The organism is Corallococcus sp. CA054B (genome assembly GCF_003611625.1).
Lineage (GTDB): Bacteria > Myxococcota > Myxococcia > Myxococcales > Myxococcaceae > Corallococcus > Corallococcus coralloides.
Window position 1 is genome coordinate 1 of record NZ_RAVY01000247.1, and the last position, 12,954, is coordinate 12,954.

Sequence of the window (12,954 nt, forward strand, 5' to 3'; positions counted from 1 at the left end):
TCACCCGGTCGCACCCGGTTCGTGGATTGGGGCGGGGCTCGGGGCCATTTCCGGCTCCAGGGCATGGGCGGAAAAAGGGGGCAGGACCGTGGACATGAAGACGAAGAAGGACCTGGCGGTCGATTTCATCAACACCATCCGCACCATGGAGCCGAGTGCGCTCAACGCCCTCATCGTGAAGGAAGCGGGCGAGGAGCTGGCGCAGTTCTTCCTGAACTACAGCGCCAACCTCATCTCCAAGGATCCGTCCCGGGTGCTGGAGAACACGTCCTCGCTGATGCTGATGGGCTACCTCATCCGCACGTACGAGGAGAAGAACAGCCAGGCCAAGCAGGGCAACTTCCAGTCCTACGCGTACGCCTGATGGGCCGTGCGCGCGGGCTCGACAGGCCCGGGGAGGCCTGTTAGGCACGCGTCGCCCATGCTCATCGACCTACACGCCCATTCCCACCTGTCCAAGGGGTGCGACCTGGAGCCGCGCGCCGTGCTGGAGCGGGCGGCCATGTTCGGCCTGGACGCGGTGGCGTTCACCGAGACGAACACCCAGGACGGCTGCGACGAGCTGTTCGAGATCGGCGCCAAGTCCAAGGTGAAGGTCTTCGTGGGCCTGGAGCTCGTCACGGACCGGGGCCAGTACCTGTGCTTCTTCCCGAAGCCGGAGCTGGCGCCGGAGCCCGTGCAGATGTGGGGCAGCAACCGGGAGAAGCCCTGGAGCGCCGCCGAGTGCCTGCCCAAGGTGAAGGCGCTGGGCGCGGCCATCGTCGCGGCCCGCCCCTTCGACCGTGACGTGCCCAACCCCGCCATGGACTACGTGCGCTCGCTGTCCGGCGTGCTGTGCGCCGTGGAGGGCTACAACGCCAAGGTGAAGCAGACGGCCAACGACCTGGCCGTGGAGGCCGCGGACGTCCTCAAGGTGCCCTGCGTGGGCGGCAGCGACGCGCGCGGCTCCCTGGACGAGATGGGCCGCGGCGCCACCTTCTTCAAGCGCGACGTGCTCACCCAGGCGCAGCTGGTGGAGGAGCTCTTCAAGGGCGACTACTGGCCGGTGATGGCCGGTGAGCTGCCCCGCCTCACCCGGCCGGGCGAGGCCCAGGCCCAGCGCAAGGGCGGTGGCGGCGGCGGCAAGAAGCAGCACCGCCGCGGCGGCCGGCGCTAGACGGGCGCCAGGAGCCTCAGGGCAGGATGGCCTTGCCTGCCTCCTCCGCGCGCACCAGCTTCCCGTCGGTGAGGAACACCTTGCGGCGCTCGCCGGTGTAGCGCCACTCCTCGTTCTTCGCGGTGCCCTCCAGCGTGCGGCGCACGGACTCCGGCGGGCCCCAGGCCATGCGCACCGCGTCCGCGGGCATGTCCGGCACCAGCGTCTTGGTGCGCACGGCCTCCCTCACCGCCGCGCTGAAGTCGTTGAGCTGCTGCGTCAGCGGGTGGGGCGACAGCGTGTTCCCCAGCTCCGCGCGGAACGCGTCCTGCCGGTCCAGATTTGGCGGCAGCACCAGCACCACCTGCTCGCCCGCGGGCGCGCCCTCCACCGTCACGTACACCCACGGCCAGGTGCGCGGGGAGTAGAGGACGCGCTCGGTGACGACCCACGCGGTGGGGAACTCCACCTTGGTGATCCGCACGCGCGAGCCGGCGGGGAGGGTGGCCTGGATGGGGCCGGGGTTGATGGGCTTGCCCTGGGTGTCGTCCACCAGCCGCACGTCCTCCGGCGGGTAGGGCGTGAGCAGCCGCTTGGACGCGTCCCCGAAGAAGGGCGTCAGGTAGGCGGAGACGCGCAGGTACTGCTCCGCGTCCGGGCCGCTGAGGCCGCGGTCCAACGCGGCGCGATCCTCGGGGGACATGCGGGTGGCGGACGCGCAGCCGACGGAGACGGCGGCCACGAGCGGCACCAGGAACAGGGACGACAGCGAGCGGAAGGAACGCGGCATGGCACCTGGAGGCACGCGGGATGGACGCGCGCGCTTTCAGGTGTCTGCTTAGCCTAGCGGATGGCCTGCGTCAGCGCCGGCGTGTCCGTCGCCGCGAGCTTGCCGTTGCGGCAGCCGCGCTGCGGAGGACACACGGGACCGCGCCCATGCGGGTCCGCGACCAGGAGGAACCGCCCCTGCCCCCGCGCATCCGTCAGCTCCGGATGGCCGCACAGCGCGCAGTGGCGGGGGGGACGCTTCGAGGGAGGAAAGGGCACGCGTGGAGTCTGCGGCCTCCCCGCGCCCCCAGCGAATTTTCAGCCGGGGGCGGTGGAACCCGGAGGCGCTACGACTTGTCGCCGGCCGCGGACGGCGTGCTCGGCGCGGCCGCGGGAGCGCTGGCCGCCGTGCTCGTGCCGCTGCTCGACGACGAAGAAGCCGCGGCCGTCGACGATGAGGAGGACGACGACGAACCGCCGCCGTCCTTCTTCGTGGAGCCGTACAGGTCCGAGTACCAGCCGCCACCCTTGAGGTGGAAGCTGGAGCGGCTGACCTGCTTGCTCAGCGTGCCCTGGGCGCCGCACGCGGTGCAGGCGGGGGGCGTCGGGTCGGACATCTTCTGCAGGACGTCGATGGTCTTTCCACAGGCCGAGCAGCCGTACTCGTAGATGGGCATGGGGTGGGTACCTCGTCTCGTTGAGTCAGTTCGAAGGGGATTGGGCCTGGGCGGACAGCTGCTTGCGCAGGCCTTCCGTCAGGTTCAGGCGTTCGAAGGCGCGGGTGACCAACTCCGCGGGCGCGCCGTGCTTGCGACCCACGACGTTGGCCAGCGAGTGGAGATCCGTGGCGTCCGGCAGGGCGTCCTTCGCCAGCCGCTCCAGCTCCTTGCGGAGCGCGTCGGCGAAGCGCTTCTGGATGCCCAGGTCCACCAGGTACTTGTCCCGGCCGAGCAGATCCAACCGGTGGGTGAGGTGGCCCGTGGCCAGCACCTCGTTGCGGAAGCGCTCGCGCAGGGCCTCCACCACCTCTTCCAGCTTGAGCGCGTGCGTGAGCCGCTGGAGTTCGCTGGGAGACAGGCCGAGCGCCCAGGCCACCCGGCCGGTGGCGCCGCGCTGGGACGCGTAGGCGGTCTCGATGTTGTGGCGCTCGCGGGCCTCCAGCGACTCCATGATGCCGTGCTGGCGCAGCACGTTCTCCATGTCGACCTGGGTCAGCTCACCGCGCGGGCCGTTGTAGCGGTGCTCCAGCGTGCGCAGAAGTGAGTACCGGTGCTCCGTGGCCTCGATGGCGGCCTCCAGCGTCTCCTTGCCCTCCGCGCGCGTCAGTTCGAAGAACGACAGTCGCTGGGCCTCCACGCGGGTGAAGCGGCCGCGGGGGCGGGGCAGCTCGCGCTTGAGGAAGCGCGGGGCCTCCTCTTCTTCCTGGGGCGCATGGGGAGCCGGGGCGGACGCGGCGGTGTCGGCGTCCTCCGCGTCGGTGGTGCGCTTCTTGGGCGCGATGCGCTCCTGGACGGCGGCGGCCTCCGCCTTGGCGCTCTTGCGGCGGCCCGTCTTCGCGTCCGTCTCCTCGGAAGGAGGGGTGGGGAGCGCGAACACGGGCGTCGTGGGAGCGGGCGCGGGGGGCGGCATCTTCTCCTCGCGCACCTGGACCAGCTCCTGCGCCACGTCGTAGTAGCCGCACTCCTGGCGCTGGGCCGCGAGCGCCGGCGTCACGCCGCGCAGGATGTCCACCACCGCGAAGGGCCCCAGGGGGGACGTCTCAGGTTCACCGTCCGTGAGGGCGCGGACCCGGAAGTCCTCATCCTCCGTGAGGAGCGCGAGCGCCTCGCGGACCTGCTGTGCGGGGGCCGGAGCCTTCGCGCGTCGGCAGAAGTCCGACACCGCCACCGCCACCGGGGTGGGTACGTCATCGGGCTGCCGTCTTCTCTGCCAGGGACTGATCATGGAAAGGTTCGGAAAATTGCTCGTTTACGAGGGCGGATGCCTCTATCTTCGCGGCCAGACAGGTGTCAATGAGCCAGTCCGGCCTCAATGTAAACAGCTCACGCGCGGCGCAAGCCGAAGACACCGGGCTCCGTGGTAGTCAGCGGGGGAGCGGGCGCTCGCCCAGGCCGGCCGTCGAAATTGTCTTGCGGGAGCAGGCATTCCCACCCCAACACATGGGGTGCTTCAGAGATTGCAGATGACGACCCATCACCACAGCCACTCCCACTCCCACGGCCCCTCGGACAAGGACAAGGACGAGGTCCTGGCGCGCTACATGGCCCAGCACGGGCTGAAGAGCACGCGCCAGCGCAGCCTCATCATCGACACCTTCTTCGAGGTGGGCGGACACCTGTCCGTGGAGGAGCTGTGGAACAAGGTGCGCGAGCAGGACACCAAGGTGTCCGTGGCCACCGTGTACCGGACGATGAAGCTGCTCAACGAGTGCGGCCTGGCCCACGCGCGCAACTTCGGTGACGGGCAGACGCGCTACGAGGCGGCGGCGGGGCGCGAGCACCACGACCACCTCATCTGCACGAGCTGCGGCACCATCGTGGAGTTCGAGAACGACCGCATCGAGACGCTCCAGGACGCGGTGGCGCGCAAGCACGGCTTCACGGTGACGTCGCACAAGATGGAGCTGTACGGCTTGTGTCGCGAGTGCCAGCTCCGGGGTGGCCCTCCGGAGAACGAGGCCTGAGCGCGTGAGCCCGGTGCGACGACGCACGCTCCCGCGCGCGGTGGCGCTGGGCGCGCTGTGCCTCCTGGGCTTGTTGGCCGGCTGTCGCCACGGTGGGCCGGTGGACGCCGGGCCCGCGTTCTACCGGGCGCTGTGGCTGCCGTCGGTGGGGCCCACGCGCTACGACCCCCGCCAGCTCCCCGGCAAGGTGGTGCTGGTGTCCTTCATGGCCACCTGGTGCTTCCCGTGTCTGGCGGACCAGCCCACGCTGACGAAGCTCCAGGAGACCTACGGCCCCCAGGGCTTCCAGGTCGTCGCGGTGGGGATGGACCTCGACGAGGGCAAGGTGTTGGGGCCGTTCGCGAACCACTACGCCTTCCCGTACCCGGTGCTCCTGTCCGACGAGCGGATGCGCGCGGGGCAGAGCGCCTTCGGCCGCATCCGGGCGCTGCCCAGCACGGTGCTGCTGGACAAGCGCGGCCGCGCGGTGGCCGCGTGGCAGGGGATCGAGGGCCAGGCGGATGTGGCGAAGGCCATTGAAAAGCTGCTGAAGGCGGACTGATTTCCGCCTGCGCCCGGGGTGCTACAGGGCTGGAGCGGAATAGTTGCGGGCAGGGGGGCCGCTGGTACCTTCGCCGGCGCTCATGACGTCCCGGCGAAAGCTCCTGATGGTGGCGGCGGTGGTGGCGGTGGCCTTGAGCCTCGCTTCAGTGGCGGACGCCAAGGGCTTCCGGCGCTACCTGCGCCTGCGGCAGGACGTGGAGGCGCTCGATGAGCGCAACCGAGCGCTGGCCGCGCAGAACGACGCGCTCCGCAAGGAGATCGCGGCGCTGCGCAAGGACCCGGCGACGCTGGAGCAGTCGGTCCGTGAGGAGCTCGGCTACGTGAAGCCGGGCGAAATCGTCTTCCACCTGGAGTCGCCATGACCTCGCTGTCCGTGGTGCCCTCTCCCGCGAAGCTCGTGCGTGCCTTCTTCCGGGCCATCCCCGCGGCGGTGGCGCTGGCCACGTTCGTCCACCTGGCGCGTGGCGGCTTCCGGGGCCTGCACACGCTGGGGTGGACGGAAGCGGCGCTGGTGATGGGGCTGCTCGTCGGCATTGGCATGGCGGCGTGGCGCCGGGCCATGCGCTCCTCGGTGGGCGCGGTCATCGACCTGCGCGACGACCTGGAGCTGGGCGGTGCGCTCATCTCCGCGGCCTTCATCGTCGTGGCCATTGGCGGCGGGGAGCTGTTCCCCATCGTCTACCTGCTGATGGCGTTCCTGGTGGCGTTCCTGCCTCGCAACGCGGGCATGACGCTCTTGGGCGTGGCGCTGGTGTACGACGGCCTGGTGACGCTGGGCGGGCCGGTGGTGAACGTCACCGGGTTCCTGACGCACACGCTGTTCCTGGCGCTGTTCGCGGGGCTGTACCACCTGGTGCTGTCCGCGCGGATGTTGGTGGCGAAGCGGGCGGAGTCGGACGCGGTGCAGAAGCGCATCCGCGAGGTGGAGGAGCGCGCGCGCACCTTCCGGCTGGTGTCCTCCGGGACGCAGGACAGCTTCAGCGGGATGAACTCCGACGAGAAGTGGCTGGTCGCGTCGGTGAAGGAGATTGAAGGCGCGGTGCACGCGGCGCTGGAGATCGCGGAGACGGGCCTGCGCACGGACACCTGCGCGGCGTTCCTGCTCACGTCGGACGACCGGAGCCTGAAGCTGTACGACTGCCGGTCCGGTTCGGAGCGGGTGCAGCGCGAGAAGTTCAACGCGGGCGAGGGCATCATCGGCGGCGTGCTGAAGCGCCGCGCGCCGGTGCGGATGAACTCGCCGCAGGGGCTCAAGGGCGTCACGTACTATGAGGGCGGCGGCCCCACGGTGCAGGCGCTGCTGGCGGTGCCCATCCTGGAGGGCAGCGGGCTGGTGCGCGGCGTGCTGGTGGCGGACAAGCTCAAGAACGAGCCGTTCACGGACCAGGATGAGAAGATGCTCACCACCATCGCGGGAGAGGTGCTGCGCTCCATCGAGGTGGAGCGGGTGATGAGCTACATCCGCAAGACGCGCGACGAGAAGGACCGGTTCTTCCGGGCGATTGAGGAGCTCAACCGCGCGGGCAGCCCGGACCAGGTGTTCGTGGCGGTGCTGGAGGCGACGCGGCAGCTGGCGGGGCTGGACTTCTGCGCGGTGACGCTGGTGTCGGAGCAGGAGGGCAAGCGGGTGCACCGCGTGGCGCGGATGACGGGCGTCACGGCGCAGGGCAAGGCGCTGGAGGGCCAGACGTTCCAGGACAACAACGGCCTGGTGGCGAACGTGGTGCGCTACGGGGCGCCGCTGCCGGGGCGGGACATCAAGGCGATGGACCGCCAGGTCATCTTCGATGAGGAGACGCAGGTGCGCGGCCTGGGCGCGCTGAAGATCTTCCCGCTGGTGGCGGGGGACCGGATCCTTGGCACGCTGGTGGCGGGGTCGCGCAAGAAGGCGGCGTTCGAGCAGGACGTCCTGCGGATGATTGAAGTCATCGCCATCCAGGCGGCGCAGGCGGTGTTGCGCGCGCAGCTCTACGAGCAGATGGAGCGGATGGCGACGACGGACGGCCTCACGGGGCTGCTCAACCACCGCACGTTCCAGTCGCGCGCGGACGAAATCCTGGCGCAGGCGCGGCGGTACAACCGCAAGTGCTCCATCATGTTGACGGACGTGGACCACTTCAAGAGCGTGAACGACACCTACGGCCACCCGACGGGCGACCAGGTGCTCAAGGGCGTGGCGCGCATCATCAAGACGCTGGCGCGGGACACGGACGTCGTCGCTCGCTACGGCGGCGAGGAGTTCGTGATGGTGATGCCGGAGACGGACGTGCAGGGCGCGAAGATCATCGCGGAGCGCATCCGCGAGGCGGTGATGGCGGAGGTGTTCCAGACGGAGATGGGCCCGCTGCGCATCACGATGTCGCTGGGCATCGCGACGTTCCCGGACAACGCCATGGAGAAGCAGCAGATGATCGATCTGGCGGACCAGTGCCTGTACCACTCGAAGCGCAACGGCCGGAACCAGTCCGTGACGGTGGCGCAGATGCAGGGCGGCCGGAAGCTGGCGGCGGTCGCGGAGTAGGGCGGTTCAGTCCAGGTCCGCGAGCTGGCCTTGTGCGAGCTCGCGGTAGTACGGCACGACCTCCACGGCGAGCAGGTCCCGCATCTGCTGGCGCGCGCCGTCCAGGTCGCCCTGGTCACGCAAGCGATACATGCGGTGGAGCGCGTCGCCCAGGCGCCGTGAGCCCTCCGTGACGCGCTGTCGCATCTGGTGGAGGAGGGGGAGCGCGGCCTCCGGGGTGCGCAGTCCCGCTTCCACCTCCGCGGTGGTCATGGCCAAGGAAGGGCCCGCGCGTCGCAGGAGCGTGCGAAGGGCGTCGTCCAGGGCGATGGTGCCCTCCTGCTGGGCGCGGGTATCGAGCACCCGGAGTTGATGCCAGTCACCTTCGAGGTCTTCGACCATGGCTCATTTCCTGGAGGTAGGAGCACACGCCTTGAAGGGCCATTCCTGCTGCCCCTCGCAATATCGCAGGCAGTCATAGCAGCGGCCCTTCCAACCCTGGTTCTTGCAATCCACGTAGTTGCGAATGCAGGCCTGCTGCCATTCAGGAAGGTGGGCGTTGTTGGCGAAGTCGTCATCGGTCAGCCGTGAGGCTTCGTAGGCCGTTCTCAGGACTGAGAGTGCGGCGATGGCCTCAGCTTCCGAAGCGCCACAGCTGTCGATGGGATTCAGGGGATGCGACTTGATGCAACAACTCACGGTGGAGTCCGCCGGAGTGCAGGTCGCGAGCGGTGCAGCAGCGCAGCCTCCGGTGATCACCCCTCCTGCGAGCATTGCGATCCAGGACCGAAAGTTAATGAACCCCATGGTATGGGAGCGTGGTCCACGATGACTCCGCTTCCCCTCGCCGTCACCACCAGCACGAAGACGGACGCGGCCACGGTGCGCGAGGCGCGGGCCGTGGCGCAGCGGTGGAGCCTCCCGTTCCTCCCGCGCCGCTCCAGTGAGGGCATCGCGCCCTGGCTGGGCACCAAGGTGGAGGCGCTGCTTGTCGTGGGCGGCGATGGCGTGACGCTGTGGGAGCCGCAGGGTTCATTCGGCTTCCACGCGGGCATGGCGCACCTGCGGCGCATGCGGCTGCGGCAGGGACAGCGCGATGACGCGTTCCTCAAGGTCGCGGAGATCGTCCCCGGGGATGCCGTGCTCGACTGCACCCTGGGACTTGCGCAGGACGCGCTGGTGGCTTCGCTTGCCGTGGGGCCTACGGGCCGGGTGGTGGGCCTGGAGAAGAGCCTGCCCCTGTGCATCGTCGCCGCGGAGGGGCTCCAGCGCTATGACCGGGGCGCGGACTCGTGCGCCATCGAAGTGCTCCACGCGGACGCTCACGCGTACCTGAAGACGCTGCCCTCGAAGTCCTTCGACGTCGTCTTCTTCGATCCGATGTTCGCCAAACCCAAGAAGGCCCAGCCCGCCTTCGACGTCCTGCGCCGCTTCGCGGAACACGCTCCCCTCACTCCTGAGGCGGTGGAGGAGGGGAGACGTGTCGCTCGCCGGTGGGTCGTCGTGAAGGGCGCCCGTCACACCGACGACCTGAAGAAGCTGGGCATCGAGCCTGCGCCCACGTCGCGCTTCAGCGACGTCATCTGGGGCAGGCTGCCCGCGACGCCCTGAGCTACTCCTTCTCCGACGACCCCTTCGGCGGGCCCTCACTGCCCATCGGAGACAGCTTGCTCGACAGCGCGCCGGCCTGCTCGTGCGCCATCAGGTCGCGCGGCGAGCGGTAGTACTGCATGGGCGAGTGGTGCAGGAAGTTCGACACGCGGCTCGTGTAGAGACACGCGTACTGCTCCACCTGGTAGCCGAAGCGGCTGTTCTCGTTGCCCTCCTTGAACAGCAGGCCCCAGTACGGGTTGAAGCCCTCCTCGACGTCGCGCTCCAACGTGACCGCGATGCCGTTGGTCTCCTTCAACGAACGGCGCAGCTTCTCCAGTTCCGCCTTCACCTTCCTGCGCAGCTCCTCCACTTCCTGGCGCTCGGGCTCCGACAGCTCCTCGCGCTCCAGTCTGCGCTCCAGGGTGTTCAACACCGTCTTGCGGTGGTTCACCTCGTCGTCCAGCCGCGCGCGCGTCAGCTCCACCTCCGACAGCGTGACGATCTCCTCACGCCGCGCGTCCGTGTACGTGATCTCGTCCTCAATCTCCTGGACGATCATGCACGTGCGCCACTGCGACGACTTCTTCGACTTCAGGATGTCGCCGTAGATGTGGTCGCCCACGTAGAGGATGTGCTCGCCCCGGTAACCGGTGAACTCCTCGAACTGGGCCAGGTTGCCACCCGAGTACACCGTGCCGCGCTCCAGCGACTTCGCCTCGCCCACGACCTTGCCCGCCTCCGTGGACGAGTCCAGCTCCAGGAAAGGCCGGGCCTCCGTGAAGAAGGCCGGCTTGCCCGCCGCCGTCACCACGAAGTCGAAGTAGTTGCGCCAGCTGGGGTACTCCGGCAGCTGCCCTTCCAGCAGGTAGCGCATCACCGCGTTCGTGTAGTCCCACGCGGAGTTCGTCAGCAGGAACAGCCGCTTCCCGCCCGAGCGCAGCTTGTGCAACGCCGGACCCAGCTCCGGATCCAGGAACACGTAGCGCGCCAGGTCCTTGCGGATCTCCCGCTTGAGCGAGTTGTCCCGGTGCACCGTGTCGATGGCTTCACGGATGTCGTCGTAGAGCTTGCCGTAGTTCACGGTGTGCCCCAGCGACTCCATCAGCTCGATGATGCCCGAGTACAGGCACGTCTCCGGCAGCGCGAAGAGCGTGTCGTTCCACGCGAACTGCGGGTTGCGCAGCCGCACGCGCTTGTTGCGGTACAGCTCCTTCCACGCGTCGCGCTTGAGCGGACGCAGGCCGTGGTAGGCGCGCCCCACGTGGCCGAAGCGGTCCATCTTCAGGACGTTGCCGTTGACGCGGTCCACCGCCAGCCCGCGCATCACGAAGTGGTGGTCGTAGAGCAGGCCGCCCACGAACGGCGGATAGCCGTACTCGCTGATCAGCTTCGCGAGCGTCATGTCGAACGACAGCTGCTCCAGCCGGCGCATGTGGTAGATGGCCAGCGTGTAGTCCATGTCGAACCCGATGAGTTCGATGTGGTCCATGCGCAGGTTGCGGTTGACGAACACGTCCCGCGAATGCGGCACCTGGTCCGCTGCCTCACGCGGCGTGGTGAGCAACCGACCGAGCACGTCGTCGGTGAGCAGGTCCCTCGCACGGCGGGCCGCGTCGGCGGCGTGCTCGCGGCGGATGGAGGAACGGAAGCTCCCGTGCAGCGGATCCACGGAGGGTCCGCCCGGGATGGGCCTGGCTGGGGAGAGTATGGGCGACACGGGACCTCAAGACATAACACGCGCCGCATGCCCTTCGCCCGCGTCCTTGCGGGCTTCGCACGGGGCTGGCACGCTCTGTCCAACGATGCGCACCCCACGTCCATCCCCGGCCTCCGCCGAGGACCTCCACGCGCGCCTGGCAGCTCGAATCACCGCGCTGGAGGACCGGGTGCGCCGTCTGGAGGCCCGGCTCGCCCTGGAGGCTCGCAAGCCGCCCCTCGTCCGAACCCGCGCCAGCGCCTCCGCCACCACCGCCCGCACCGCCAGGCCCCGGCCCCGGTGCCCCGGCTGCACCCTGGAGCTGCCCCGTGGACGGCGCGGTGAGTCGTGCGTGTGGTGTGGCTTCATGTTCGCCGCAGTGACCCGCCGCCGCGCCAGCGCCCCCAAGGCGCCCCGGAAGCAACGATGAGCGGGACGTACCGGCTCATCGGCCGCACCGAGGCAGGGGACCTCGCGGAGCTGTACGAGTCCCTGCTGCTGCCCAGCATCCCCGTCGCGGTGAAGCTCTTCCTGCCGCGCACCTCCGACCCCGCCTATGCCCGCGCGCTGGCGGAGACGGTGCGGCTGCTCCAGCCCGTGCGCCACCCGGGCCTCCTCCACGTCGTGGACGTGGGCTTCGTGCGCCAGCGGCTCGCCGTGGTGCGCGAGGACGTGGACGGCTTCACCCTGGGGGTCGCGCTCCAGCGCCTCAACACGAAGGAGGTGCTGCTGCCTTCCACGGTGGCGCTGTCCATCGTCATCCAGCTGTTGGAGACCGTGCAGCTCGCGCACGACGCGGGCGCCGTCCACGGGGCCATCACCCCTGGCAACGTGCTCCTGTCCCGCGACGGCTACCCGGCCATCTGCGACTTCGGCGCGCTCCAGGCGCTCTGGTCCGTGCCCCAGCTCAAGCGCACGTTCGCGCACCGGGGCCGCAGTGCGTACCGCGCACCGGAGGTCACCCGCGGGGAGACGCCCACGGAGGCGTCCGACGTGTACTCGCTGGGCGCCATCGCGTACGAACTGCTCACGCTGCGCGAGGCCGTGGTGCCCGGCAGCGGCGTGAGCACCCGCCGCGAGACGCTGCCTCCGCCCAGCCGGTTGGACCGGCGGATCAACTCGCGGCTGGATCCGGCGATCATGCGCGCGTTGGATCCGGCGCCCCAGCGGCGCTTCCGCTCGTGCGGCGAGTTCGCCCAGGCCCTGCGCAACTTCCTCTCCGCGGGCGGTGGCCTGCCCGGCGCGGAGGAGGTGGCGCGCTTCGTGTCGGAGCTGTTCCCCAACGAGGTGAGCATCGCCGCCCCCGGGCCCGTGCCGTTCGCGGAGCCCTTCCAACTGGAGCCCGTCTCCGGCGCGGAGATGGACGACCTGCACGCGGAGGAACACGAGGCCTCCATCGTCCAGCGCGCGCCATACAGCCGCGCGCCCTCGGAAAAGGATGCGTCCGCCGAGACACAGGAGGCCGCCCCCGGCTTCGAGGAGTTCCGCCCCGAGGACTACGCATCGGATGACGACGCGCCCATGGACGACGAGCCCGGGCCGGAGAGCGAAGTACGGAGCACCGAGCTTTCGCCCGCGGGGCCGCTGGAGCAGGGCTGGGACGCGCCGCCTGGAGTGCTCGCGCAGAAGTCCCGCCGCCCGGACAGCGCGGCGTCCGCGCGAGCAGGGCGCAATCCTCGCGTGAAGGTCATCGAGGACTTCTCCGGTCCGCCGCTCGGGGACGATGAACCGCCCGTGCCCACCGGCCGCCGTGCCGCCATGCGTCCCGGCCCGGCCCTTGGGGACGACGAACCGCCCGTGCCTACCGGCCGTCGCGCCGCCATGCGCCCCGGCCAGCCCGTGGGCGCTGAGGAAGGGCCGCCGAAGCGACCGGCCCTGCGCCCCGCGAAGGGCGCCGTGGGCAGGGCTCCCGGCCAGGAGACGGCGGTCCTCCCTGCTGGCGGTGGAGCGCCTTCGCCGGCCCCCGTGGCCGCCGACGTGACCGTGCTCCGCCAGGAGCGCCGGGGCCGCGCCGAACCCCCCGAGCCCCTTCCCCC

Annotated in this window: 15 protein-coding genes; 9 read left to right on the forward strand and 6 right to left on the reverse strand. The window is 69.9% G+C overall.

All coding sequences use genetic code 11. The annotated features are described in order from the left end of the window. The first annotated feature begins 88 nt into the window (after positions 1–88). On the forward strand, positions 89–364 hold the full coding sequence (locus tag D7V80_RS36580; RefSeq protein ID WP_043321624.1) for a hypothetical protein: 276 nt from the start codon (positions 89–91) through the stop codon (positions 362–364). A 57-nt stretch (positions 365–421) separates the two neighbouring features. Beyond that, positions 422–1,156: a PHP domain-containing protein gene (locus D7V80_RS36585; RefSeq protein WP_014397118.1), complete on the forward strand. Its 735-nt coding sequence runs from the start codon at positions 422–424 to the stop codon at positions 1,154–1,156. 16 nt (positions 1,157–1,172) lie between these two features. Here D7V80_RS36585 and D7V80_RS36590 read toward each other — a convergent pair whose 3' ends face one another. The 4 genes from D7V80_RS36590 to D7V80_RS36605 all read right to left on the reverse strand — a co-directional run bounded on the left by D7V80_RS36590 (position 1,173) and on the right by D7V80_RS36605 (position 3,847). After that, positions 1,173–1,925: a hypothetical protein gene (locus tag D7V80_RS36590; protein WP_120592490.1), complete on the reverse strand. Its 753-nt coding sequence runs from the start codon at positions 1,923–1,925 to the stop codon at positions 1,173–1,175. A 53-nt stretch (positions 1,926–1,978) separates the two neighbouring features. After that, positions 1,979–2,182 (reverse strand): hypothetical protein, encoded by a 204-nt coding sequence (locus tag D7V80_RS36595; protein ID WP_120530714.1) that lies wholly within the window; start codon positions 2,180–2,182, stop codon positions 1,979–1,981. A 68-nt stretch (positions 2,183–2,250) separates the two neighbouring features. After that, positions 2,251–2,580, reverse strand: coding sequence for an FmdB family zinc ribbon protein (locus D7V80_RS36600; RefSeq protein WP_120592491.1), 330 nt, complete (start codon positions 2,578–2,580; stop codon positions 2,251–2,253). A 25-nt stretch (positions 2,581–2,605) separates the two neighbouring features. Then, on the reverse strand, positions 2,606–3,847 hold the full coding sequence (locus tag D7V80_RS36605; RefSeq protein WP_120592492.1) for a hypothetical protein: 1,242 nt from the start codon (positions 3,845–3,847) through the stop codon (positions 2,606–2,608). 238 nt (positions 3,848–4,085) lie between these two features. On the opposite strand from D7V80_RS36605, the gene D7V80_RS36610 reads away from it, so the two are divergent. From D7V80_RS36610 to D7V80_RS36625, 4 genes are all read left to right on the forward strand, one after another. Then, on the forward strand, positions 4,086–4,586 hold the full coding sequence (locus tag D7V80_RS36610) for a Fur family transcriptional regulator (protein WP_014397112.1): 501 nt from the start codon (positions 4,086–4,088) through the stop codon (positions 4,584–4,586). Positions 4,587–4,590: 4 nt separating this feature from the next. Beyond that, entirely contained in the window at positions 4,591–5,127 is a 537-nt protein-coding gene (locus tag D7V80_RS36615) for a TlpA disulfide reductase family protein (RefSeq protein ID WP_120592493.1), read from the forward strand. An 82-nt stretch (positions 5,128–5,209) separates the two neighbouring features. Continuing rightward, positions 5,210–5,491, forward strand: coding sequence for a septum formation initiator family protein (locus D7V80_RS36620; RefSeq protein WP_120551597.1), 282 nt, complete (start codon positions 5,210–5,212; stop codon positions 5,489–5,491). Then, a complete protein-coding gene (locus D7V80_RS36625; RefSeq protein ID WP_120592494.1) occupies positions 5,488–7,650 on the forward strand; it encodes a diguanylate cyclase in 2,163 nt (720 codons plus the stop codon). The genes D7V80_RS36620 and D7V80_RS36625 overlap by 4 nt, the downstream gene beginning before the upstream one ends. Before the next feature lie 6 nt (positions 7,651–7,656). On the opposite strand, the gene D7V80_RS36630 is transcribed toward D7V80_RS36625, so the two are convergent. Then, complete coding sequence (locus D7V80_RS36630; protein WP_120592495.1) at positions 7,657–8,031, reverse strand: DUSAM domain-containing protein; 375 nt, start codon at positions 8,029–8,031, stop codon at positions 7,657–7,659. Between the two features lie 426 nt (positions 8,032–8,457). Here D7V80_RS36630 and D7V80_RS36640 point away from each other — a divergent pair, with 426 nt between their 5' ends. Then, a complete protein-coding gene (locus D7V80_RS36640) occupies positions 8,458–9,240 on the forward strand; it encodes a class I SAM-dependent methyltransferase (RefSeq protein WP_120592498.1) in 783 nt (260 codons plus the stop codon). 1 nt (position 9,241) lies between these two features. Here the strand turns inward: D7V80_RS36640 and D7V80_RS36645 are convergent, their stop codons facing one another. After that, positions 9,242–10,939, reverse strand: coding sequence for an HAD-IG family 5'-nucleotidase (locus tag D7V80_RS36645; RefSeq protein WP_120592497.1), 1,698 nt, complete (start codon positions 10,937–10,939; stop codon positions 9,242–9,244). Between the two features lie 85 nt (positions 10,940–11,024). Between D7V80_RS36645 and D7V80_RS41990 the strand changes: the two genes are divergently transcribed. Then, entirely contained in the window at positions 11,025–11,348 is a 324-nt protein-coding gene (locus tag D7V80_RS41990) for a hypothetical protein (protein ID WP_158616760.1), read from the forward strand. Continuing rightward, positions 11,345–12,954, forward strand: a 1,610-nt coding sequence (locus D7V80_RS36650; RefSeq protein WP_147447335.1) for a serine/threonine-protein kinase, incomplete at its 3' end; no start/stop codon positions are given. The genes D7V80_RS41990 and D7V80_RS36650, both read left to right, overlap by 4 nt.

Excerpts from the sequence above, each read along its gene's own strand:
- D7V80_RS36640 (WP_120592498.1), top strand. The coding sequence starts at position 8,458 with ATGACTCCGCTTCCCCTCGCCGTCACCACCAGCACGAAGACGGACGCG.
- D7V80_RS36610 (WP_014397112.1), top strand. The coding sequence starts at position 4,086 with ATGACGACCCATCACCACAGCCACTCCCACTCCCACGGCCCCTCGGAC.
- D7V80_RS36625 (WP_120592494.1), top strand. The coding sequence starts at position 5,488 with ATGACCTCGCTGTCCGTGGTGCCCTCTCCCGCGAAGCTCGTGCGTGCC.
- D7V80_RS36590 (WP_120592490.1), bottom strand. The coding sequence starts at position 1,925 with ATGCCGCGTTCCTTCCGCTCGCTGTCGTCCCTGTTCCTGGTGCCGCTC.
- D7V80_RS36600 (WP_120592491.1), bottom strand. The coding sequence starts at position 2,580 with ATGCCCATCTACGAGTACGGCTGCTCGGCCTGTGGAAAGACCATCGAC.
- D7V80_RS36585 (WP_014397118.1), top strand. The coding sequence starts at position 422 with ATGCTCATCGACCTACACGCCCATTCCCACCTGTCCAAGGGGTGCGAC.
- D7V80_RS41990 (WP_158616760.1), top strand. The coding sequence starts at position 11,025 with ATGCGCACCCCACGTCCATCCCCGGCCTCCGCCGAGGACCTCCACGCG.
- D7V80_RS36620 (WP_120551597.1), top strand. The coding sequence starts at position 5,210 with ATGACGTCCCGGCGAAAGCTCCTGATGGTGGCGGCGGTGGTGGCGGTG.
- D7V80_RS36605 (WP_120592492.1), bottom strand. The coding sequence starts at position 3,847 with ATGATCAGTCCCTGGCAGAGAAGACGGCAGCCCGATGACGTACCCACC.
- D7V80_RS36630 (WP_120592495.1), bottom strand. The coding sequence starts at position 8,031 with ATGGTCGAAGACCTCGAAGGTGACTGGCATCAACTCCGGGTGCTCGAT.